Origin of the sequence: Streptomyces albidicamelliae (assembly GCF_025642175.1) — a bacterium.
Classification (GTDB): Bacteria; Actinomycetota; Actinomycetes; order Streptomycetales; family Streptomycetaceae; genus Streptomyces; species Streptomyces albidocamelliae.
This window is the reverse complement of record NZ_CP106795.1, coordinates 6,897,294-6,917,721: the sequence shown is the minus strand read 5'-3', so window position 1 is coordinate 6,917,721 and position 20,428 is coordinate 6,897,294. Positions and strand designations below refer to the sequence as shown.

General features: G+C 72.9%; 17 protein-coding genes and 5 pseudogenes. 9 read left to right on the top strand and 13 right to left on the bottom strand.

What is annotated here, in order from left to right:
* Position 1: 1 nt before the first annotated feature.
* The 3 genes and pseudogenes from N8I86_RS31290 to N8I86_RS31280 form a co-directional block, all read right to left on the bottom strand.
* Complete coding sequence (locus tag N8I86_RS31290) at positions 2-910, bottom strand: PfkB family carbohydrate kinase (protein WP_263279264.1); 909 nt, start codon at positions 908-910, stop codon at positions 2-4.
* Positions 910-1,394 (bottom strand): annotated as a pseudogene (locus tag N8I86_RS31285) (macro domain-containing protein). The gene N8I86_RS31290 and the pseudogene N8I86_RS31285 overlap by 1 nt, the downstream one beginning before the upstream one ends.
* A 40-nt stretch (positions 1,395-1,434) precedes the next feature.
* Positions 1,435-2,910, bottom strand: a complete 1,476-nt coding sequence (locus tag N8I86_RS31280) for an amino acid permease (RefSeq protein ID WP_073891517.1) — start codon at positions 2,908-2,910, stop codon at positions 1,435-1,437.
* 224 nt (positions 2,911-3,134) lie between these two features.
* Between N8I86_RS31280 and N8I86_RS31275 the strand changes: the two genes are divergently transcribed.
* Positions 3,135-3,860, top strand: coding sequence for a MerR family transcriptional regulator (locus tag N8I86_RS31275; RefSeq protein ID WP_263279263.1), 726 nt, complete (start codon positions 3,135-3,137; stop codon positions 3,858-3,860).
* On the opposite strand, the gene N8I86_RS31270 is transcribed toward N8I86_RS31275, so the two are convergent.
* Genes N8I86_RS31270 through N8I86_RS31260 form a run of 3 tightly spaced genes read right to left on the bottom strand, consistent with a single transcriptional unit; the run spans position 3,846 to position 8,487 of the window.
* Positions 3,846-6,029: a 3-hydroxyacyl-CoA dehydrogenase NAD-binding domain-containing protein gene (locus N8I86_RS31270; RefSeq protein WP_073891521.1), complete on the bottom strand. Its 2,184-nt coding sequence runs from the start codon at positions 6,027-6,029 to the stop codon at positions 3,846-3,848. The two genes, N8I86_RS31275 and N8I86_RS31270, sit on opposite strands and share 15 nt — an antisense overlap.
* Before the next feature lie 41 nt (positions 6,030-6,070).
* Positions 6,071-7,285, bottom strand: coding sequence for an acetyl-CoA C-acetyltransferase (locus N8I86_RS31265; RefSeq protein WP_073891523.1), 1,215 nt, complete (start codon positions 7,283-7,285; stop codon positions 6,071-6,073).
* 41 nt (positions 7,286-7,326) lie between these two features.
* Positions 7,327-8,487: a CaiB/BaiF CoA transferase family protein gene (locus tag N8I86_RS31260; RefSeq protein WP_317633626.1), complete on the bottom strand. Its 1,161-nt coding sequence runs from the start codon at positions 8,485-8,487 to the stop codon at positions 7,327-7,329.
* Positions 8,488-9,000: 513 nt separating this feature from the next.
* Between N8I86_RS31260 and N8I86_RS31255 the strand changes: the two are divergent.
* Both N8I86_RS31255 and N8I86_RS31250 read left to right on the top strand, forming a co-directional pair.
* Positions 9,001-9,084 (top strand): annotated as a pseudogene (locus N8I86_RS31255) (DUF4865 family protein); the annotation flags it as partial.
* Positions 9,078-9,250: pseudogene (locus N8I86_RS31250) on the top strand (phosphotriesterase); the annotation flags it as partial. The pseudogenes N8I86_RS31255 and N8I86_RS31250, both read left to right, overlap by 7 nt.
* On the opposite strand, the pseudogene N8I86_RS31245 reads toward N8I86_RS31250, so the two are convergent.
* Positions 9,251-9,413 (bottom strand): annotated as a pseudogene (locus N8I86_RS31245) (IS5/IS1182 family transposase); the annotation flags it as partial. It abuts the pseudogene before it with no gap.
* A gap of 150 nt (positions 9,414-9,563) precedes the next feature.
* On the opposite strand from N8I86_RS31245, the gene N8I86_RS31240 reads away from it, so the two are divergent.
* Complete coding sequence (locus N8I86_RS31240) at positions 9,564-10,376, top strand: hypothetical protein (RefSeq protein WP_263280228.1); 813 nt, start codon at positions 9,564-9,566, stop codon at positions 10,374-10,376.
* 40 nt (positions 10,377-10,416) lie between these two features.
* Here N8I86_RS31240 and N8I86_RS31235 read toward each other — a convergent pair whose 3' ends face one another.
* Together N8I86_RS31235 and N8I86_RS31230 are read right to left on the bottom strand one after the other, a co-directional pair.
* Positions 10,417-10,587, bottom strand: coding sequence for a hypothetical protein (locus N8I86_RS31235; protein ID WP_263279262.1), 171 nt, complete (start codon positions 10,585-10,587; stop codon positions 10,417-10,419).
* A gap of 48 nt (positions 10,588-10,635) precedes the next feature.
* Positions 10,636-12,033: an FAD-binding oxidoreductase gene (locus N8I86_RS31230; RefSeq protein ID WP_263280177.1), complete on the bottom strand. Its 1,398-nt coding sequence runs from the start codon at positions 12,031-12,033 to the stop codon at positions 10,636-10,638.
* 240 nt (positions 12,034-12,273) lie between these two features.
* On the opposite strand from N8I86_RS31230, the gene N8I86_RS31225 reads away from it, so the two are divergent.
* Positions 12,274-12,876, top strand: a complete 603-nt coding sequence (locus tag N8I86_RS31225; protein WP_198960362.1) for a DJ-1/PfpI family protein — start codon at positions 12,274-12,276, stop codon at positions 12,874-12,876.
* A 93-nt stretch (positions 12,877-12,969) separates the two neighbouring features.
* On the top strand, positions 12,970-14,157 hold the full coding sequence (locus tag N8I86_RS31220) for a saccharopine dehydrogenase family protein (RefSeq protein ID WP_263279261.1): 1,188 nt from the start codon (positions 12,970-12,972) through the stop codon (positions 14,155-14,157).
* A gap of 119 nt (positions 14,158-14,276) precedes the next feature.
* Here the strand turns inward: N8I86_RS31220 and N8I86_RS31215 are convergent, their stop codons facing one another.
* Complete coding sequence (locus N8I86_RS31215; protein ID WP_123440328.1) at positions 14,277-15,008, bottom strand: endonuclease V; 732 nt, start codon at positions 15,006-15,008, stop codon at positions 14,277-14,279.
* A 61-nt stretch (positions 15,009-15,069) separates the two neighbouring features.
* Here N8I86_RS31215 and N8I86_RS31210 point away from each other — a divergent pair, with 61 nt between their 5' ends.
* Positions 15,070-15,366, top strand: a complete 297-nt coding sequence (locus N8I86_RS31210) for a YciI family protein (protein WP_073892128.1) — start codon at positions 15,070-15,072, stop codon at positions 15,364-15,366.
* A 9-nt stretch (positions 15,367-15,375) separates the two neighbouring features.
* Here N8I86_RS31210 and N8I86_RS31205 read toward each other — a convergent pair whose 3' ends face one another.
* Positions 15,376-15,714: a plasmid stabilization protein gene (locus N8I86_RS31205; RefSeq protein WP_073891531.1), complete on the bottom strand. Its 339-nt coding sequence runs from the start codon at positions 15,712-15,714 to the stop codon at positions 15,376-15,378.
* A 79-nt stretch (positions 15,715-15,793) separates the two neighbouring features.
* Positions 15,794-16,911 (bottom strand): annotated as a pseudogene (locus tag N8I86_RS31200) (WD40/YVTN/BNR-like repeat-containing protein).
* Between the two features lie 235 nt (positions 16,912-17,146).
* Here N8I86_RS31200 and N8I86_RS31195 point away from each other — a divergent pair.
* A complete protein-coding gene (locus N8I86_RS31195) occupies positions 17,147-17,563 on the top strand; it encodes a spore wall synthesis regulator SsgD (protein ID WP_073891533.1) in 417 nt (138 codons plus the stop codon).
* Positions 17,564-17,612: 49 nt separating this feature from the next.
* Here N8I86_RS31195 and N8I86_RS31190 read toward each other — a convergent pair whose 3' ends face one another.
* Positions 17,613-18,443 (bottom strand): isocitrate lyase/PEP mutase family protein, encoded by an 831-nt coding sequence (locus N8I86_RS31190; protein WP_073891535.1) that lies wholly within the window; start codon positions 18,441-18,443, stop codon positions 17,613-17,615.
* Positions 18,444-18,787: 344 nt separating this feature from the next.
* On the opposite strand from N8I86_RS31190, the gene N8I86_RS31185 reads away from it, so the two are divergent.
* A complete protein-coding gene (locus N8I86_RS31185; protein WP_123440326.1) occupies positions 18,788-20,413 on the top strand; it encodes an ABC-F family ATP-binding cassette domain-containing protein in 1,626 nt (541 codons plus the stop codon).
* Positions 20,414-20,428: the final 15 nt, after the last annotated feature.

The following is a 20,428-nucleotide window of genomic DNA, read 5'->3' as shown; positions in this document are numbered from 1 at the left end:
CTCACCGGGTCGGTGCGGCCGCCCGCGCCAGCAGTTCGTCCCGGCCGATCGCGTCCGCGCGGGAGGCCGGGACGGTGCAGGCGTAGGCCCCGGCGACCGCCCCGTACGCGGCGCACCGCTCGGGCGGTTCGCCGCTGAGCCGGCCGTAGAGGAACGCGGCGGCGAAGGCGTCGCCCGCGCCGTTGGAGTCGACGACGGGTGCGGGCGGGGCCACCGCGGGGATCCGGGTCAGCCTTCCGTCCGCCAGCAGGTACGCGCCGTCCGCTCCGGCGGTGGCGACGACGGTCTCGGCCCGGCCGCGCTCGGCGATCCGCCGCACGGTCCGCTCGGGGTCGGCCAGGGCGGCGGCCGACAGGAAGACGACGTCGGCCGTGTACGCGAACGGCTCGTGGTACGGGTTCTCGCCGTCCCAGTCGTGCAGGTCGGTGGAGAGCGGTACGCCGGTCTCCCGGAGCACCGGCAGCGCCTGGGCGCAGGGCTGGGTGATGGTCACGTGCACATGCCGGGCGGCGGCGGCCAGCTCGCGCAGGACGGCCTCGGGGAACCGGTCGTCGGGGTGGCCGCGGCTCGTGTCGTACAGGGAGAGCCGGCGTCCGTCGGGGCCGACGAGGTTGACCGCGCGCTTGGTCCCGGCGGGCTGCGGCAGCGCGGTGAGGGCGATGCCGTGCTCCTCGTGCAGGGCGCGGACGAGGTCGCCCTCGGGGTCGTCGCCGAGCAGGTCGCAGTGGTGGGTGACGAGGCCCAGCCGGGTCAGGCCCAGCGCCACGAAGTCACCGGTCTGCCCGGCCCGGGTACGGATCCCGGAGTCGATCATGTAGCTGTCCGCGTACGGCAGCGGCAGCTCGGGGACCTGGACGATCGTGTCCACACCCGCGCCGCCCAGCACGATCACCTCGGTCCGCGCCCCCATCAGCCACCCTCCCCGTGGTCGTACACCGTGACCTGGACGCCGCGCCGCACGAGTCGTTCCGTGACGAGCGGTTCCACGCGGGACCAGGTGCCGCCCGCCAGGCCGCAGCCTATGCGGGGCATGTGCACGGACGCGCCCCGTTCGATCACTTCGCCGGCGAGGCGGGCGAGGGCGGTGTCGATCGCCTCGTAGCGCACGGGCACGCCCTTGCTCCCGGTCCGGACACCGCGCCGGCCGATCAGTTGGCCACCCAGAGCCGCCGGTCCACGGGGACCAGCTGGACCGCGCCCAGGCCGAAGTCGTTGTGTGCGCGGCCGCGGTGCCAGGCCCGGTACGCCGCCTCGGGTCCGGGCCATCGCCGGGAGAGCGCGAGGACGAAGCCCTTGCCCCAGCCGCCGATGTCGTTGCAGACATGGGCGATGACCTTGGGGCCCTTGCTGAACGGGGTGGTGGCGTCACCCCGGAGGTAGGTGATCTCCGGCATGACGCCACCGTAGGGGGTGCCGCTGACAGCGGCACCGGTACTACTGCGGGCCCGTGGACATCCGGGACAGCTCCTGCTCGGCGTTCTGCGACACCCGGCGGCGTACGGCGAACCAGCCGGCGACCAGCATGACGGCGAGCACCGGGATGAGGAGCAGGGTCTTGCGGCCGACCTCGGGGTCGTTCCACATCATGCCGAGGCAGACCAGCAGGAAGACGATCGTGGCGATCTCCGTGACCGGGCTGAACTTCAGCTGGAAGTGCGGCCGGGCCACCAGGCCGGCGCGGGCCCGGCGGACGAACAGCATGTGGCAGAGCATGATGATCACCCACGTGCTGATGATGCCGAGCGAGGCGACGTTCAGCACGATCTCGAAGGCCTGGCTCGGCACCAGGTAGTTCAGGCCGACGCCGAGGACGCAGACCGCGCAGGTCAGCAGGATGCCGCCGTAGGGGACCTGGCTGCGGTTCATCCGGGCGGTGAACTTCGGCGCGGAACCGGCCATGGCCATGGAGCGCAGGATGCGGCCGGTCGAGTACAGACCGGAGTTCAGCGAGGACATGGCCGCGGTCAGCACGACCAGGTTCATCACGTCGCCGGCGGCCGGGACACCGATCTTGGACAGCACGGTCACGAACGGGCTCTGGTCGGCGGTGTACACCGAGCCGGGCAGGAGCACCGCGAGCAGCACGACCGAGCCGACGTAGAACAGGCCCACGCGCCACATGATCGAGTTCACCGCGCGCGGGACGACCTTCTCCGGCTCGGCGGTCTCACCGGCGGCCACGCCGACCAGTTCCAGCGCGGCGTACGCGAAGATCACGCCCTGCATCACCAGGACGACCGGCATCACGCCGTGCGGGAACACCCCGCCGTTGTCGGTGATGACGCTGAGGCCGGGCGTGTGGCCGCCGACCTTGTGCTGGGTGGCGAGCAGGAAAATGCTGATCAGCATGAAGCCGACGATGGTCGCGACCTTGATGATCGCGAACCAGAACTCCATCTCGCCGAAGATCTTCACCGAGATCAGGTTCACCGCGAGGACCACCGCGAGGGCGATCAGCGCCAGCACCCACTGCGGGATGGACGTGAACATGCTCCAGTAGTGCGTGTAGAGCGCGATCGCGGTGATGTCGGCGATACCGGTCGTCGACCAGTTGAGGAAGTACATCCAGCCGGCGACGTAGGCGCCCTTCTCGCCCAGGAACTCCCGGGCGTAGGACACGAACGATCCGGAGGACGGGCGGTAGAGGACCAGCTCGCCCAGCGCCCGGACGACGAAGAAGGCGAAGACGCCACAGACCAGGTAGGCCAGTGCGAGCGCGGGTCCCGCGTTGTGCAGCCGGCCGCCGGCGCCGAGGAGGAGGCCGGTGCCGATGGCTCCGCCGATGGCGATCATGTTGACGTGGCGGGCCTTGAGGTCCTTGCTGTAGCCGGCGTCGCCCGCGTCCGCGGGGGTTCCGGCCGCCGTGTTGTGGGGGGCGGCCTGCGCCGATTCCACGGCTTTCTTGCTCACGGGTGGTTCCACTTCCTGGTGCGCCCGGACCTTGTGGGCCCGGGGGTCGTACAGGTCATGGCCCGCGCCACCCATGATGTGTCGCGGCACAGACCAAGGCAGCAGCTTCCCAGAAGGATCACCGGGTACACGATGGCCCATGTCACACAGCGGCGCTTGTCACAGCCGCATCGGGCGGGTCCGGCGGGTTTCACAGCAGTGGTGGGACAGCGATACTGCTGTACATGACGACCGATGCCGAGGACCGGACGGAGCCGGGTGGGCCGGAGCTCACGATCGACGAGCTGGCCGCGCGTGCGGGCGTCACGGTCCGCACCGTCCGCTTCTACGGCAGCAAGGGGCTCCTCCCGCCGCCGGAGATCGGGCCCCGCCGGGTCGGCCGGTACGGCCCCGGGCACGTGGCCCGGCTGGCTCTCATCGAGGAGCTGCAGCACCAGGGCATGACCCTGGCGGCGATCGAGCGGTACCTGCGGCAGCTGCCGCCGGACCTCACTCCGGACGATCTGGCGATCCACCGCGCGGTGGTCGCGTCCTGGGCGCCGGAGGCCGTGGAGACGGTGTCGCGGCACGAGCTGGAGCGGCGGGCCGGCCGGCCGCTCGGCGAGGAGGACGTGGAGCGTCTCGCGGCGATGAACGTGATCGGGCCGGTGGACGGCGGCACGTTCCGGATGGACGCCGGGCTGCTGCGGCTCGGCGTCCAGCTCCTCGACGTACCGCTGTCGCAGGAGACGATCCTCGCGGCGCGCAAGGTGCTCGTGGAGCACTCGCGCGCCGCGGCTCACGAACTCTCGCGGCTCTTCCTGGGCGAGGTGGCGGAGCGTGACACCCGGGACGTGCGGTCCCTGTCGGCGCACATGCACCCGTTGGTGGTGCAGGCGCTGCTGACCACGTTCCAGCGGTCGCTGCGGGAAGAGCTGAGCGAGTGGGTCAGCGGGTCACGAACGGCCTGAGTCGCCGAACCGCTCCCCCTTCTCCGCCTTCTCCACGAGCAGCGCGGGCGGGGTGAAGCGGTCGCCGTAGCGCTCGGCGAGTTCGCGCGCGCGGGCCACGAAGCCGGGCAGGCCTCCCTCGTAGCCGTTGATGTACTGGAGCACACCGCCGGTCCAGCCCGGGAAGCCGATGCCGAGGATCGAGCCGATGTTGGCGTCGGCCACGGACGTCAGCACTCCCTCCTCGAGGAGGCGGACGGTGTCGAGCGCCTCGGAGAAGAGCATCCGCTCCTGCATGTCACGGAACGGGATCTCGTACCCGGGCTTGGTGAAGTGCTCGCGCAGGCCCGGCCAGAGCGCGGCCCGCTTGCCGTCCTCGGCGTAGTCGTAGAAGCCGGCGCCGCCGCTGCGGCCGGGGCGCTCGAACTCGTCGACCATGCGGTCGATGACGGCCTCCGCCGGGTGCGCGGTCCAGGTGCCGCCCGCCTCCTCGACGGCCCTGCGCGACTCGTTGCGGATCTTGCGCGGGAGGGTGAGGGTCAGCTCGTCCATGAGGGAGAGCACCTTGGCCGGGTAGCCGGCCTGGGCCGCGGCCTGCTCCACGGAGGCGGGCTCGACGCCCTCGCCGACCATGGCGACGCCCTCGTTGATGAAGTGGCCGATCACGCGGGAGGTGAAGAAGCCGCGCGAGTCGTTGACGACGATCGGCGTCTTGTTGATCTGCCGGACCAGGTCGAAGGCCCGGGCGAGGGCCTCGTCGCCGGTCTGCTCGCCCTTGATGATCTCGACCAGCGGCATCTTGTCGACCGGCGAGAAGAAGTGCAGCCCGATGAAGTCGGTCTGGCGCTCGACGCCCTCGGCAAGCGTGGTGATGGGCAGCGTGGAGGTGTTGGAGCACAGCAGCGCGTCGGGGGCGAGGACGGACTCGATCTCCTGGAACACCTTGTGCTTGAGGGCGGTGTCCTCGAAGACGGCCTCGATCACCGCGTCGCAGCCCGCGACGTCGGCCACGTCCCCGGTGGGCGTGATGCGGGCGAGCAGCGCGTCGGCCTTCTCCTGGCTGGTGCGTCCTCGGGCGACGGCCTTGGCGCACAGCTTCTCGGAGTAGCCCTTGCCCTTGAGGGCGGCTTCCAGGGAGACGTCCTTGAGGACGACGTCGATCCCGGCGCGGGCGCAGGAGTAGGCGATGCCGGCGCCCATCATGCCGGCGCCGAGGACGGCGACCTTGCGGACCTGGCGGGGCTCGATCCCCTGGGGGCGGTTGGCGCCGGAGTTGACGGCCTGGAGGTCGAAGAAGAACGCCTGGATCATGTTCTTCGAGGTCTGCCCGGCGGCCAGCTCCACGAAGTAGCGGGCCTCGATGACCTGGGCGGTCTCGAAGTCGACCTGGGAGCCCTCGACGGCGGCGGCGAGGATGTTGCGCGGCGCCGGGTAGGGCGCGCCGCCCGTCTGCTTGCGCAGGCTCGCCGGGAAGGCGGGCAGGTTGGCGGCGAACTTCGGGTTGGCCGGCGTGCCGCCGGGGATCCGGTGACCGGGCTTGTCCCACGGCTGCTGGGACTCGGGGTTGGCGTCGATGAACGCGCGGGCCTTGGCCAGCAGCTCCTCGGGCGTGGCGGCGACCTCGTGCACGAGGCCGTTCTCCTGGGCGCGCCGGGCGTTGTACTGCTGTCCCTGGAGGAGGACCTTCAGCAGCGCGTCGGCGATGCCCAGCAGCCGTACGGTGCGGACGACTCCGCCGCCGCCGGGGAGGAGGCCGAGGGTGACCTCGGGACAGCCGATCTTGGTGCCGGAGGTGTCGAGGGCGACCCGGTGGTGGCAGGCGAGGGCCAGCTCGAACCCGCCGCCCAGCGCGGCGCCGTTGATCGCCGCGACGACGGGCTTGCCGAGGGTCTCGATGCGGCGCAGGTCCCGCTTGATGGCGAGGCCGCCGTCGAGCAGGTCCTGGGCGGTGTCGGGGGTGACGCGGATCAGGTCGCGCAGGTCGCCGCCCGCGAAGAAGGTCTTCTTCGCCGAGGTGAAGATGACGCCGCGGATCGAGTCCTTCTCGGCCTCGAGGCGGTCGGCGATCGCGGTGAGGGAGGCACGGAACGCCTGGTTCATGGTGTTCGCGGACTGGTTCGGGTCGTCCAGGACGAGGGTGACGACACCGGTGTCGTCCTGCTCCCAGCGGATGGTGGTGCTCTCGGTCATGACAGTCGTCTCCGTTGAAGTCGCTTGATTCCGCAGGGAGGTCAGATGCGCTCGATGATGGTGGCGATGCCCATGCCGCCGCCGACGCAGAGGGTCGCGAGGCCGTACCGCTTGTCCTGGCGCTCGAGTTCGTCGATGAGCGAGCCGAGGATGATGGCGCCGGTGGCGCCCAGCGGGTGGCCGAGGGCGATGGCGCCGCCGTTGACGTTGACCTTGTCCAGGGACAGGCCCATGTCCTTCACGAAGCGCAGCACGACCGCGGCGAACGCCTCGTTGATCTCGACCAGGTCGATGTCGTCGATGGTGAGGCCGGCCTTGGCGAGCGCCTTGCGGGTGGCGGGGGCCGGGCCGGTGAGCATGATCGTCGGCTCGGAGCCGGAGACGGCGGCGGAGACGATCCGCGCGCGCGGGGTGAGGCCGTGGCGCTCGCCGACCTCCTTGGAGCCGATCGCGACGAGCGAGGCGCCGTCGACGATGCCGGAGGAGTTGCCCGCGTGGTGGACGTGGTCGATCTTCTCGACCCAGTGGTACTTCTGCAGCGCCACGGCGTCGAAGCCGCCCAGCTCGCCGATGTCGGCGAACGACGGCTTGAGCCGCGCGAGGGAGTCGGCGGTGGTGCCCGGGCGCATGTGCTCGTCGTGGTCCAGGACGACCAGGCCGCTGCGGTCCTTCACCGGGACCACGGAGCGCTCGAAGCGGCCTTCCTTCCAGGCGGTGGCGGCGCGCTCCTGCGAGAGGGCCGCGTACTCGTCGACGTCCCGGCGGGAGAAGCCCTCGATGGTGGCGATCAGGTCGGCGCCGATGCCCTGCGGGACGAAGTTGACGGACAGGTTCGTCATCGGGTCGTTGAACCAGGCGCCGCCGTCGGAGGCCATCGGGACGCGGGACATGGACTCGACACCGCCGGCGAGGACCAGGTCCTCCCAGCCCGAGCGGACCTTCATCGCGGCCATGTTGACCGCCTCGAGACCCGAGGCACAGAAGCGGTTCTCCTGGACGCCCGCGACCGTGTCCGGCAGACCGGCGGCGATCGCGGCGATCCGGGCGATGTCGGACCCCTGGTCGCCCACCGGGCCGACGACGCCGAGCACGATGTCGTCGATGGCGGCGGGGTCGAGGCCGGGGAAGCGGTCGCGGAGCTCGTGGATGAGGCCGACGACCAGGTCGATGGGCTTGGTGCCGTGCAGGGCGCCGTTCGCCTTGCCGCGGCCCCGCGGGGTGCGGATCGCGTCGTACACGTACGCTTCGGTGCTCACTGGTGTGCCTTTCGGGAGGGTGGGCCGAGCGGGTGGGCCGGTCAGTCGCCGTCGGCGACCGGGTCGTCGTTCACACGTTCTGTCATTCCCCAGTCGCGCGCCACCGTCCCGGTGTCCGCTCCGGGCCGGGCGGGGCCGCTGCGGATGCCGGTGGGGGTGGCGGAGAAGCGGGGCGCGGGGGCGGGCTGGGTGATGCCGCCGTGGTCGGTGAAGGTGCCGCGGGCGGCGAGGTGCGGATGGTGGGGTGCCTCGCGCAGGGACAGGACGGGGGCCACGCAGGCGTCGGAGTCCTCGAAGACGGCCGTCCACTCGTCCCTCGTGCGGGACTTGAAGCGGGCCGCGACCCGTTCGCGCAGCTCCTCCCAGCGGGTCCAGTCCTGGTGGGCCGGGGCCAGGTCGTCCAGGCCGAGCAGGCGCAGGAACTCCGCGTAGAACCGGCCTTCCAGGGCGCCGACCGCCATGTGGCCGCCGTCGGCGGTCTCGTAGGTGCCGTAGTAGGGGCAGCCGCCGTCGAGGAGGTTGGCGGCGCGCCGGTCCTGCCAGCCACCGGCGGCCAGCATGCCGTGGATCATCGCGGAGAGGTGGGCGGTGCCGTCGACGATGGCGGCGTCGACGACCTGTCCGGCGCCGGTCGCGCGCGCGTGGTGCAGGGCGGCGAGGACGCCGACGACCAGGTAGAGGGAGCCGCCCGCGTAGTCGCCGAGCAGGTTGGCGGGGACGGCCGGGGGCTCGTCCGGACGGCCGATCATGCCGAGGGTGCCGGTGACGGCGATGTAGGCCACGTCGTGTCCGGCGCGCTGGGCGAGGGGGCCGTCCTGGCCCCAGCCGGTCATACGGCCGTAGACCAGGCGGGGGTTGCGGGCGTGGCAGTCGGCGGGGCCGACGCCGAGCCGCTCGGCGACGCCCGGGCGGTAGCCCTCGATGAGGACGTCCGCTCGGGCGGCCAGGTCCAGGACGCGGGCGGGGCCGTCCGGGGCCTTGAGGTCGACGAGGACCGAGCGCTTGTTGCGGTTGGTGATGTCGTACGCCGGGTCGATCCCGAGGCCCTGGCCGCCCGGCCGGTCCACCCGGACCACGTCCGCACCGAGGTCGGCCAGCAGCATGGCGGCGAACGGGCCCGGCCCGATCCCGGCCAGCTCGACCACGCGCACGCCGGAGAGCGGGCCGCTGCCCGGCATCGTCGGCGTCCCTGCCGTCGTCATGCGTCCAGCCCCCAAGGGTGTGTGACACAACTGATGTAACACCGGTGATGCTAAGAACACGTTCCACCGGACACAAGACCTGAACGAGCAAGCGCTTAGCCAAGTGCCCGGACGAGCCGATGATCACCCGGCCGGGTGATGATCGCCAGCGGGGCGGGCGGCCGCCTCCTCCGGCTCGTCACGGCCGGTCGTGCGCGTGCCGAGCGGAAGCGGCCGACGGCCGGTCGCGCACTCGGGCGCGACCGGCCTCGGAGGGGGTCGTCCGGGATGCCCGCGGACTCCTGACGTCGCCGTGACGCCGCCGTGCACAGCAGGAGTGGGAGCACACCGGACGCCGGTCCCGGCCTGGTGGCAGCCGGCAGCCGGTGTTGCGCCCGCCCCTCCTCCTGCCGAAAGAGGGGAGCTCTGCTGCGCCCTGCAGCCCCCGCTGCGCCCTGTCGTGCCTCGCTGCGCCGCCGCAGCCCGGCGAGCGGCAGTCGACGAGTGGCGGCAGGCCGAGGGCTGCCCGCGGCGCCCGAGCGCGACGGGGACCTCTTCCAGGTGCTGCACCTGTCCGCCCCCGGCCGGGACCGGCTCCCGCGCGGTCGGCAGTGGTGAGCCGCGTCCGCACCGTCGTCGGTGACGTCCGACCCGGGGAACTGGGGGTGTGCGACGCGCACGACCATCTCTTCCTGCGCAGCCCGCAGTTGCCCGGCCAGGAGCTGGACGACGCCTCCGCGGCACAGTCGAGCCGGCCGCATTCCGGGCGGCTGGCGGGGCGGCCGCAGCCCGAGGTGGCCACGAAAACAATCGCTGCCAGAGCCTCCCGGTCGTCGGCCCGTCCGCCGGCCGCCGCCCTGCGCACGCTTCACCTCCGTCGGTGGCACCACCCGCCGGAACCGCACCCACAACTCTTCCGGTACCAACCGCTCAATCAGATCCGTCACGCAGATCCGTCACGCATGAATCAACGAACTGTCGCACCATCAGAAACGCCGTCCCAAGGGTCCTTACGCGAGCCGGAACCGGGCGCGTCGTGCCGGCGTCTCTGCCGCCGCAAGTGGCAGACGCGCCGCCCTACTGAGGGAGCATCCGCGATGACCTGGAGAACCTGGGGAACCTGGAGAGCACTGATCGCGAGTCTGGCCCTGCTCATCGGCCTGACCGCCGCGGGCGCGTCGCCCGCCTTCGCCGGGCTGGACGGCCCGGTGGCGAACTACATCGACCAGCACTGCGGCATCGACACCATCGGCAGCGGCAAGACGACCATCGCGGTACCCGTGGACCGGGTCACCCTGAACCTGGAGGCGGTCGGGCACAGCCCCGCCGATTCCAAGATCACCGCCGTCTACACCATCCCCGGCACCAGCAAGTACGGCACCCTCTTCGGCCAGTTCGACCCGCTCAAGGGCAATGCCACCTTCAACTACACGGTGGACAACCCGCCCGCCGGCGCGACGCTGAGCATCAGCTACGAGGTCGCCTGGACCGACGGCACCTACTACAGCGCCACGCGGACCCGCCCCCTGCTCACCTGCACACGGGACGACACCACCGGGGTCGACAGCGGGTATGGGGGCGCAGAAGCCCGCGCCACCGTCTTCCAGCAGTGCACCAGCGTCGGCACGTGGCCGTACTCCGTGCGCGCGGTGGACGTGACGGTGCACCTCTCGCACGACCGCTACCCGGCCGACTACGCGGGTCAGCAGGTCTGGGCCGACTACTGGATTCCCGGCAAGAAAGGCTACACCTCGGGGGTGTCCGGCACGGCGAACTCCGTCGGGGACGCGTGGGTGACGTTCCGGCTGGTCGCCCCGCCGACCGGGGCCGAACTCGACATCCTGTCGAGTGTCAGGTCCGTCTACGGCCGCACCTACCCCGTACACACGTGGGTCCCGATCTCCTGCTGAACGGCTCCGATCTCCGACACGGCTTGCCGGCGGAGCTGACCTAATGGCGACCTCGCCCGGCGATGTCGCTGCACAGCTGGGTCATGCGCCGGCTTTGATCCACGCCGTTTCGCCAACGCGGCTCGGCGGCCTTCGGGACCGCCTCGTCATTCAGGTGGACCGACAGCACTGCCGCATCGGCGATCGAAGGGAACTCCTCCAGCCGGACCACCACTTCTTCCCGGGAGGGCGCCCGGCGGGCGTCGGCGGCGAGCCGGGCTCACGGCGCGGCGGGCGGGATGTTCTGGTTGGCGTGGAAGAAGTTTCCGGGGTCGTACGTGCGCTTGACCGCGGCGAGCCGGTCGAAGTGGTCGCGGTACGTCCCCCGGACCCGGTCGGCGCTCTCCTCCTCGCCGAGGAAGTTGATGTAGGCGCCGCCCATGGAGTACGGGTGCAGGTCGGTCCAGTAGTCGACGCACCACTGGCGGACCAGGTCGGCGTTGGCGGGATCGGGGTCGATGCCCGCGATGACGCCGGACCACATGGCGTTCCGGTAGGCCCAGGCCGTCTCGTCGGCGGCGACCCGGTGGGCGGCCCCGTCGACCGGGTACAGGTGCATCGTGGACAGGCCGGTGGGCAGGTTCTGGCCGTACTTCTCGTGCACGGCGATCGCGTCGTCGCAGACGGCGTCGAAGAAGTCGCCGCGCCAGTACCACTGCAGCCCCGTCGGCATCAGGTCGTCGAACAGGGACTGCAGGGCGGGGTAGGGCATGGGGGCGGTGAAGTGGAACGCCGGCGGCCCGGGCGCGTTGACGACCGTCAGCACCTTCTCCAGCCGGTCCCCCGCCAGGTCGCCCGTGTAGCACCACACGACGCCGCACATCTTCCGTCCGTGGATCGCCTCGGGGAAGGGCGGCCCGGGCGGCACCGCCAGCAGGGCGTAGAAGCCGGTGAGCTCGGTCGGCGCGGAGGGCAGGAACTCGCGGTACCACTGGAGGACTTCGCGGGTGCGGTCGACGGGCCAGACGGTCAGCGCGACGCCGACGGTGTCCACGGGGTGCAGCCGGAAGGTGAACGAGGTGACCACGCCGAAGTTGCCCCCGCCACCCCGCAGGGCCCAGAACAGGTCCGGATGCTCCTCCTCGGACGCGGTGACGAACGTGCCGTCGGCGAGGACCACGTCGGCCGACAGCAGGTTGTCGATGGTCAGGCCGTACCTGCGGGTCAGATGCCCGTGCCCGCCGCCGAGGGTGAGACCGCCGACTCCGGTGGTCGACACGATCCCGGCCGGAGTGGCCAGGCCGAAGGTGTGTGCCGCGTGGTCGAGATCGCCGAGCAGGCTGCCGCCGCCCACCCGCACCGTGCTCGTCCGCGGGGAGACGTCCGCCCAGCGCATCGGGGCCAGGTCCAGCGTCAGCGCGCCGTCGGCCACGCACAGTCCCGGACCGCTGTGTCCGCCGCCGCGCACCGCCAGGTCCACCCCGGTGTCCTGGGCGAAGGCGATCACCGTCCGGACGTCGGCCACGTCGACGCATCCGGCGATCGCCGCCGGACGCCGGTCGATCATGGCGTTGTAGATGACGCGGGCCTCGTCGTAGCCGGGGTCTCCCGGAGCGAGGACCTGTCCCCGCAGCGCCCCGCGCAGGCTCTCCAGAGCCGCACTGCCGATACCGCCCATGATCGAACACCCCTGTTCCCGCGCGTGGCGGACGGACTCGGGCACGACGTCCGGGCGGGCTGCGGGGGCGTGGGACACGGGTCCGTGTGCGCCTGCGATGAGGACCGGCAGGGCGAGAACCCCGCCGGCACCATTGTCCGTCCGCCCGCCGGGCCCCGCAGTTCGGCCGGCGGGTACGGACTCACGCGGCCCCCGGTCGCGTGGCGCGCGCGGACGGGACCGGGCTGCTTGGATCGGGTCATGGCCGACGCGGATCTGCGGAGTATCGGAATCCTTCTGTTCCCGGGTGTCGAGGAGCTCGACGCCGTCGGCCCGTGGGAGGTCCTGTCGTACTGGACACGCACCTTCGCCGGGGACGGCTGGCAGGTGTTCTGCTTCTCCGCCGACGGAGAGCCCGTGACCTGTGCGAAGGGGCTCACCGTCGCGGCGCACGGTGCGACGGCCCGGATGCCGGACCTGGACGTGCTGCTGCATCCGGGCGGCCGGGGGACCCGCCCCCAGCTCGCCGACGAGGCGCACCTGGAGTGGGTCCGCGCCCAGCGCCGGTCGGTGCCCCTGATGACGAGCGTGTGCACCGGCTCGCTGGTCTTCGCGGCGGCCGGACTGCTGGCCGGGCGCCCGGCGACCACCCACTGGGCGTCGTTGGACCTGCTGGCGGAACTCGATCCGACGATCGACGTACGGGCCGGCGAGCGGTTCGTCGACGACGGTGACGTGGTCACCTCCGCGGGCATCTCCGCGGGCATCGACATGGCCCTGCACCTGGTGGCCCGGCTGGCGTCGCCCGAGCGGGCGCGCGAGGTGCGGCGCGGCATCCAGTACGACCCGCGGCCCCCGGTGTGAACCGGCCGTGCGGTACCCCTCCGCCCGGCGGGGTACACCGCGCGCTAGCCTCTGCCACCACAGTGGCGCGGGCCGCACACAGCGAGGGGTGTCATGAGCAGGCTAAACCGGACGGACCGTCCCTATGACCTCGTGCTCTTCGGAGCCACGGGCTTCGTCGGCACGCTCACCGCGGAGTATCTCGCCGCGCACGCGCCGAAGGAGCTGCGCTGGGCGGTGGCCGGGCGCGACGCACGGAAGCTGGAACGGCTCCGGGAACGCCTGGCCGGCGGCAGCGGCGGCACCGACGTCGGTGTCCTGCGCGCGGACGTGGACGAACCGGCCTCCCTGCGCGCCCTCGCCGAGCACGCGCGCGTGGTGGCCACGACCGTCGGGCCCTACGTGCTCCACGGCGAGGAACTGGTCGCCGCCTGCGCGGACGCCGGCACCGACTACCTGGACCTCACCGGCGAGCCGGAGTTCGTCGACCTCATGTACGTACGGCACGACGCACGCGCGCGTGAGACGGGTGCCCGCCTGCTGCACGCCTGCGGCTTCGACTCCGTGCCCCACGACCTCGGCGCGTACTTCACGGTGCTGCAGCTGCCGCCGGACGTGCCGCTGACGGTGGACGGGTACGTGACCGCCGACGCGGCGTTCTCGGGCGGCACCCTCGCCTCCGCGCTGAACCAGATCGCGCGTGGCCGGCCGATGCGCGCCGCCGCCCGTGAGCGGTACCGGCACGAGCCGCGGCTGCCGGCACGCCGGGTGACCGCGCCCGCGGGCCCGCCGAGGTTCGTCGGGGAGCTGGGCGCGTGGGCGCTGCCGCTGCCGACCGTCGACCCGCAGATCGTGCGGCGTTCGGCGCGGGCGCTGGAGCGGTACGGCCCCGACTTCCGCTACCGGCACCATGCCGCCGTGCGGCACCTCCCGGTCGCCCTCGGCGGGGTCGCCGCCCTGGGCGCGGTGGCCGCCGCCGCCCAGGTGCCGCCCGCCCGCCGCTGGCTGTCGGACCGGCTCAGGCCTGGGGACGGACCGAGCCCGGAGAAGCGGGCGCGGAGCTGGTTCAGGGTGCGCTTCGTCGGCGAGGGCGGCGGACGGCGCGTGTTCACGGAGGTCGCGGGCGGCGACCCGGGCTACGACGAGACGGCGAAGATGTTCGCCGAGGCGGCGCTCAGCCTGGTCTTCGACGACCTCCCGCCGACGGCCGGCCAGGTCACCACGGCGCAGGCGATGGGCGACGCCCTGATCGGCCGGCTGCGCGCCGCCGGCATCACCTTCCGGGTGGCGGCGAGCCGGTAGCGGGCCCGGATCCGGCGAGTCGGCAGCCCGGGGCCGGCGGGGCCGGAGGAGGGGGCGCCGGGCCGGGTGGAGGAGCCCGACGAGACGGAGTGGGCGCGGGTTTCGTGCCTTCGGCGGTGTCAGGAGGCCGTCGGCGCGTCCCGGACGTCCCCCGCCGCCCGGGTCCCCACCGCCTCGCGGAGGGCGCGGCGGCACAGGGCGTCCGCCCTGCGCGTGGTCTCCGGCAACCGGTAGCGGGGGGTCAGCGCCAGCGTGTGCGCGAGGGCGTTGTCCAGGCTCACCCGGTGACCGACCGAGACGAACACCGGCTTGACGCCGTCCCGGGTACGCAGGGCGCGGCCGACCTCCTCGGTCCCGGCCAGCAGAGGGCTGGAGCCGCCCCGCGCCCCAGCCGGGTCGTCATGGGTGAAGGTGAACGGGTTCTTGGCGACGCCGATGGTCGGCAGACCGGTGAGGACGCCCAGGTGGCTCGCGAGGCCGAAGCGGCGCGGGTGGGCGAGGCCGTAGCCGTCGCACACCACCAGGTCCGGCGGGCACGGCAGGGCGTCCAGGGCGGCCCGTACGGTGGGGATCTCCCGGAAGGCGAGGAGGCCCGGCACGTAGGGGAAGGAGACCCGGCCCACGGCCGTCGCCTCGGCGACGACCTCGAGGGTGGCGGCGTCGAGGACGACCGCCGCCGCCGCGACCAGGTCGCGTTCGTCGTCGTAGGCCACGTCGACCCCGGTGACCCGGCCCGTCCCGGGCGGCGGCCCGGGCTCGTCGAGCACCACCCGGCCCCGCAGTTCGTCCTGTACGGCGCGGGCCTCTTCCTCGGTCGCGGGCCAGCCCGCGGGTACGCCTACGGTCGTCATGGTGCCCTCGACTGTACGGTTGCCCGGACCGCCGCCGCGGCCCGGGGGTAGGCTCGTGATCATGTTCGTGCTGGAACTCACCTACACCGCGCCGCTCGACGCCGTGGACGCGCTGCTGCCCGACCACGTGGCCTGGCTGGAGGAGCAGTACGAGAAAGGCCTCTTCCTGGCGTCCGGACGCAAGAACCCCCGCGACGGCGGGGTGATCCTCGCCGTCGCGGGGGACCGGGCCGGCATCGAGGAGATCGTCGCGGGCGACCCGTTCACCGTCGCCGGTGTGTGCGCGTACCGCGTCACCGAGTTCATCGCCACGAAGACGGCGCCCGAACTGGCGCGCCACCGGCAGACCCTGGACTGAGCCGCCGGCTCAGCCCTTCTTCCTGTCCAGCGCGCGCTGGAGCTCGTCCTTGTTCATGTGCGAACGGCCCTCGATGCCGCGCTGCTTGGCCTCGTTGTACAGCTGGTCGCGCGTCGGGCCCTGCGGGCCCTCACGGTTGCCCGACCGCTGACCGCCGCGCCTGCCGGACGACATGTCCTGCGTCGAGCTGCGGCTGGCGGTCCTGGACTCACCGGAGCGGGCGCGTTCCTTGTTGACCGTGCGCGCGGCGATCTCCTCGGCGCGCCCGGTGCTCTCGCCGCGGTCCTGCGCGCTCTTCTTGATGTGCTCGTACTGGCGCTCGCGCTTGGGGCTGGAACCGGCTGGCATGATCGCTCCCTTCCTTTGCGGTGGGAAACGAGTACCCGGCTTTCGCGGGCTTACCTCGGCGCCCCCGCGGGCCCCCCGGTCAGCGTTCGAGACGGGCCACTCCGCCCTGCTCGCCGGCCGCCCAGCAGCCGAGATCGGGCGCGCAGTCCACGGTGTCGTAGGAGCCGGTGTCGACCGTCCGCCAGGTGCGGCCGCCGTCGGTGGTCAGGTCGGTGCCGGTGGGGCCGACGGCGAGCGCGGCGGCGCGGCTGTGCGGGAGCCAGGCGGCGCCGGAGCGGTAGGCGGGCGGCGGTGTCGCGGCGGCCCGCCAGGTGCGGCCCCGTCGCCGGTGACGGCGGCGGCCCGTGGGGACGGCTGGTCGGGACGGTAGTCGCCGCCGACCGCGAGGCCGTGGCGGCGGTCGCGGAAGGCGAGCGCGAAGACCCCCTTGGCGGGATCGCCGGCCGGTACCGGCGCGTCGGCGGCCCGCCAGGTCAGTCCGCGGTCGGCGGAGTGCAGCACGCGCGCGCGGGCGCCGCCGCCGGTGGCCAGCCAGACGTCCCGCGGCCCCGCGGTGACCAGGCACTGGCCGCTCGCGGCGAACCCCGCCTCGCCGTCCAGGGCCGGTGGCATGCCCCGGGCGGGGAGCACCCGCCAGGAGCGGCCGCCGTCGCTCGTGGACAGGATGCGGAACCGGCCGTCCACCGGGTCGCTCATGGCGAGCCCGTGGCGGTGGTCGAAGAAGGCGAGGCAGTCGTAGAAGGCCTTCGGGTCGGTGTTGCGGAAGGACTCGGTCCAGGTCCTGCCGCCGTCGGCGGTGCGGTAGACCCGGGACGCCTCGCCCTCGCCGATGGCGAGCGCCACCGCGTGCCGTGCGTCGTAGGCCTCCACGTCCCGGAACTGGAGGTCGGACGCTCCCGGCGGAGAGACGTTCCGCCAGCTCGCTCCGCCGTCCGTGGTGCGCAGCACGGTGCCGCCGGTCCCGGCGAGCCAGGCGGTGTTCCGGTCGACGGCCGCGAGCCCCCGGAAGCGGACCTGCGGGGCGCCGGAGTCCTTCACCGCCCAGTGCACCCCCGCGGGGCCGGTGCCGTGCACCCTGAGCTGCCCGGCCTCGGCCGCCGGGACCGTCAGCGCGGCCAGCGCCGCCCCGCAGGCCGCTCCCGCCGCCAGCAGCCTGCCGGCCCGTCCCTCGCGTCGCGTGCTTCCCAAGCGCCTCATGGCGGGCGAAGCTAGTCCATGCCTCCGGCGCCGTCCAGAGGACCAACTCCCGCACAGGACGGGCGATATCGGACGGTCATTGCCATCGGGAAAGCTCCAGCTCCGCACCATGCATGAACGCGGTGACCGAGGTCACTCGTTCCCCGTGTGCACGCAATGGCCGAATCCGTCGTCTCTTCCAGTGCCGGGTGCCGGTCACCCGGGCGCAGTCCAGCCGTCACAAGGGAGCAAGGCGTTGTCCACCGTCATCGAGCAGCCCGTAGAGGCCCGTCTCGTCGCCGCCGCACCGCGCATGCCGAGCATTCCCGCCACGCTGCGCTACGACCGGAGCGACCCGTTCGCCGTCCGCATGACGTTCCCGGCCCCGGCCACCCTGGAGGGGGTCGAGGTGTGCTGGACCTTCTCCCGCGAGCTCCTCGCGGCCGGTCTCGAGGCCCCGGAGGGCCACGGGGACGTCCGGGTGCGGCCGTACGGCTACGACCGCACCGTCCTGGAGTTCCACGCCCCCGAGGGCACGGCGGTCGTGCACGTCCGCTCGGGCGAGATCCGGCGGTTCCTGGAGTCGACCGGCGAGCTGGTGCCGGTCGGTCTCGAACACCTCCAGCTCGACCTGGACGACGGCCTGGCCGAGCTGATGCGCGACGCCGCCTGACCGCTGCGCGCGTGAATCGTGACCGCCGCGCGCGCTCGAATCATGACCGCTACGCGCGCGTGAACAGCGCGTTCAGCTCCCCGTAGGGGTATCCGCCGGCCAGGAACCCGTGCGTGCCCTCCTCCAGCAGCTCCCGCGCGGCACGGCGGACCAGGGCGTGGGCGGCCTCGGCGAGGCCGGAGCCCGCGCTGATCCGGGCGACGCCCAGCGCGGCCAGCTCCGCGACCGTGGGCGCGCCGGGCAGCAGCAGCACGTTGACCGGGCCGTCGACGCCCGCGACCAGTGCCTTGACCGTCTCCGGGTCGACGGCCCCGGGGACGAAGATCCCGTCGGCGCCCGCGGCGAGGAAGGCGGCGGCCCGCTCCAGGGTGTGGTCCACTCCCCCGGCGCCACGCAGGAACGTGTCGATCCGGGCGTTGACGAACAGCGGTACCCCGGCCCGGTCGGCGGCGGCGCGGACCGCGGCGATCCGGGCGGCCTGCTCGGCGACGGGCCGCAGCGCCCCACCGCCGCCGTACCGGGCGTCCTCGATGTTGACGCCGACCGCGCCCGCGGCGAGCACGGCCCGGACGGTGCCGGCGACCCCGGCGGGGTCCTCGGCGTAGCCGCCCTCGATGTCGGCGCTGACCGGGACGCTTACGGCCGCGGTGATCCGGGCGACCGCCGCCAGCGCGCGGTCCCGGTCCAGCCGGTCGCCGTCGGCGGCACCGAGCGCCCAGGCGACACCGGCGCTGGTGGTCGCGACGGCCGCGGCGCCGGCCTGCGCCACGACGGCGGCACTGGCCGCGTCCCAGGCGTTGGGCAGGACGAGCGGCCGGCCGGGCACGTGCAGGGCGCGGAAGGCGAGAGCGGTCTCGTGGAGCGGGTGCGGAAGCGTCATGGGCCCAGCCAAGCAGCCGTGGCCCCGCGGCTTCCGGCAGGAATACGACATGTACGTCGGCCGCCGGGTGGACGGTAATCGCGTTGACAGCCCCCGACGGCTCTCCTACGGTGTAGAGCGGTTCTGTTGCCGTCGATTGGAGAAGGACGTTGCTCGTCTGAGGTCCTGAGACACCGCGTTCACACCGGTCAGGTGTGCGTGGCGTACGACCTCGGCGTCCGAGCCGTCCTCATGGCACAGGCCTTTTTTCATGGCCTCCTTCCGTGCCCCAGGCCCTTCGGTTTCCGCCTCGCGGTGTCTCGACACGCGTCCACCCGAACGCACCCACCCCTCGCGAGGCATCCATGTCAGCTTCCCTCACCTGCACGTCCCTGTCCTTCGCCTGGCCCGACGGCACCGCCGTGTTCGACGGCCTCGACGTCGCCTTCGGCCCCGGCCGTACCGGGCTCGTCGGCGTCAACGGATCGGGCAAGTCCACCCTGTTGAAACTGCTGGCCGGGGAGCTCGCGCCGGCCGACGGCACCGTCAAGGTGACCGGCGAGGTCGGCTACCTCCCGCAGAACGTCACCCTCGACACCGCGCTCCGGGTCGACCAGGCCCTCGGCATCGCCGAACGGCGGGCGGCGCTGCACGCCATCGAGGCGGGCGACACCGCCGAGGAGCACTTCGAGACGCTCGGCGACGACTGGGACGTCGAGGAACGCGCCCTGGTCACCCTCGGCGAGCTCGGCCTCGGCGACATCGGTCTCGACCGTACCGTCGGCGAGGTCTCCGGCGGCGAATCGGTGCTGCTGCGGCTCGCCGCGCTGCTGCTGCGCCGGCCCGACGTCCTGCTGCTGGACGAGCCCACCAACAACCTCGACCTGTACGCGCGCCGCCGGCTGTACCAGGCCGTCACCGCGTGGCCGGGCGTGCTGGTCGTGGTCAGCCACGACCGGGAACTGCTCGACCTGGTCGACCAGATCGCGGATCTGCGCGCCGGGGCCGTCACCTGGTACGGCGGCAACTTCTCGGACTACGAGGAGGCCCTCGCCGTCGAACAGGAGGCCGCCGAACGGATGGTGCGCGTCGCCGAGGCCGACGTGCGCAAGCAGAAGCGCGAACTGAGCGACGCCCAGGTCAAGCTGGCCCGGCGGAAGCGGTACGGGCAGAAGATGTTCGAGTCCAAGCGCGAGCCGAAGATCGTCATGGGGGCGCGCAAACGCGCGGCCCAGGAGTCCGCCGGCAAGCACCGCATCATGCACGAGGAGCGGCTCGCCGAGGCCCGGGAGCGACTGGACGAGGCGGTGGACGCCGTACGCGACGACGACGAGATCCGCGTCGAGCTGCCGTACACCGCCGTACCGCCGGGCCGGCAGGTCCTCACCCTGGAGAAGCTGGAGCTGGCGTACGGGGCGCGCGTCGAGGGCATCCTCGATCTGCGCGGCCCGGAGCGGATCGCGCTGGTCGGCCGCAACGGCTCGGGCAAGACGACGCTGCTGCGCACGGTCGCCGGGGAACTCGCGCCGGTGGCCGGCGAGGCGCTGGTGCACGTACCGCTGCGGTTCCTGCCCCAGCGGCTCGACGTGCTGGACGGCGAACGGACGGTCGCGGAGAACGTGGCCCGGTTCGCGCCGGGCGCCACCAACAACCGGATCCGGGCGCGGCTGGCCCGCTTCCTGTTCCGCGGCGCCCGGGCCGACCAGCGGGCGGCGACCCTGTCGGGCGGGGAGCGGTTCCGGGCGGCCCTCGCCGCACTGATGCTCGCCGAGCCCGCGCCCCAGTTGCTGCTGCTCGACGAGCCGACCAACAACCTCGACATGGCGAGCGTCCGCCAGCTGACGTCGGCCCTGGAGAGTTACGAGGGCGCCCTCCTCGTGGCCAGCCACGACCTGCCGTTCCTCGAGTCGATCGGCATCACCCGCTGGCTGCTGATGGAGGAAGGGACACTGAGGGAGGTGACGGAGGAGGAGATCGGGGACCCGGCGTGAGTCCCTGACGTCTCA

Coding starts and splice junctions, on each gene's coding strand:
- N8I86_RS31215 (WP_123440328.1), bottom strand. CDS start 15,008: ATGACGACCGTAGGCGTACCCGCGGGCTGGCCCGCGACCGAGGAAGAG.
- N8I86_RS31220 (WP_263279261.1), top strand. CDS start 12,970: ATGAGCAGGCTAAACCGGACGGACCGTCCCTATGACCTCGTGCTCTTC.
- N8I86_RS31185 (WP_123440326.1), top strand. CDS start 18,788: ATGTCAGCTTCCCTCACCTGCACGTCCCTGTCCTTCGCCTGGCCCGAC.
- N8I86_RS31230 (WP_263280177.1), bottom strand. CDS start 12,033: ATGGGCGGTATCGGCAGTGCGGCTCTGGAGAGCCTGCGCGGGGCGCTG.
- N8I86_RS31190 (WP_073891535.1), bottom strand. CDS start 18,443: ATGACGCTTCCGCACCCGCTCCACGAGACCGCTCTCGCCTTCCGCGCC.
- N8I86_RS31260 (WP_317633626.1), bottom strand. CDS start 8,487: ATGACGACGGCAGGGACGCCGACGATGCCGGGCAGCGGCCCGCTCTCC.
- N8I86_RS31205 (WP_073891531.1), bottom strand. CDS start 15,714: ATGCCAGCCGGTTCCAGCCCCAAGCGCGAGCGCCAGTACGAGCACATC.
- N8I86_RS31225 (WP_198960362.1), top strand. CDS start 12,274: ATGGCCGACGCGGATCTGCGGAGTATCGGAATCCTTCTGTTCCCGGGT.
- N8I86_RS31275 (WP_263279263.1), top strand. CDS start 3,135: ATGACGACCGATGCCGAGGACCGGACGGAGCCGGGTGGGCCGGAGCTC.
- N8I86_RS31270 (WP_073891521.1), bottom strand. CDS start 6,029: ATGACCGAGAGCACCACCATCCGCTGGGAGCAGGACGACACCGGTGTC.
- N8I86_RS31210 (WP_073892128.1), top strand. CDS start 15,070: ATGTTCGTGCTGGAACTCACCTACACCGCGCCGCTCGACGCCGTGGAC.
- N8I86_RS31290 (WP_263279264.1), bottom strand. CDS start 910: ATGGGGGCGCGGACCGAGGTGATCGTGCTGGGCGGCGCGGGTGTGGAC.
- N8I86_RS31240 (WP_263280228.1), top strand. CDS start 9,564: ATGACCTGGAGAACCTGGGGAACCTGGAGAGCACTGATCGCGAGTCTG.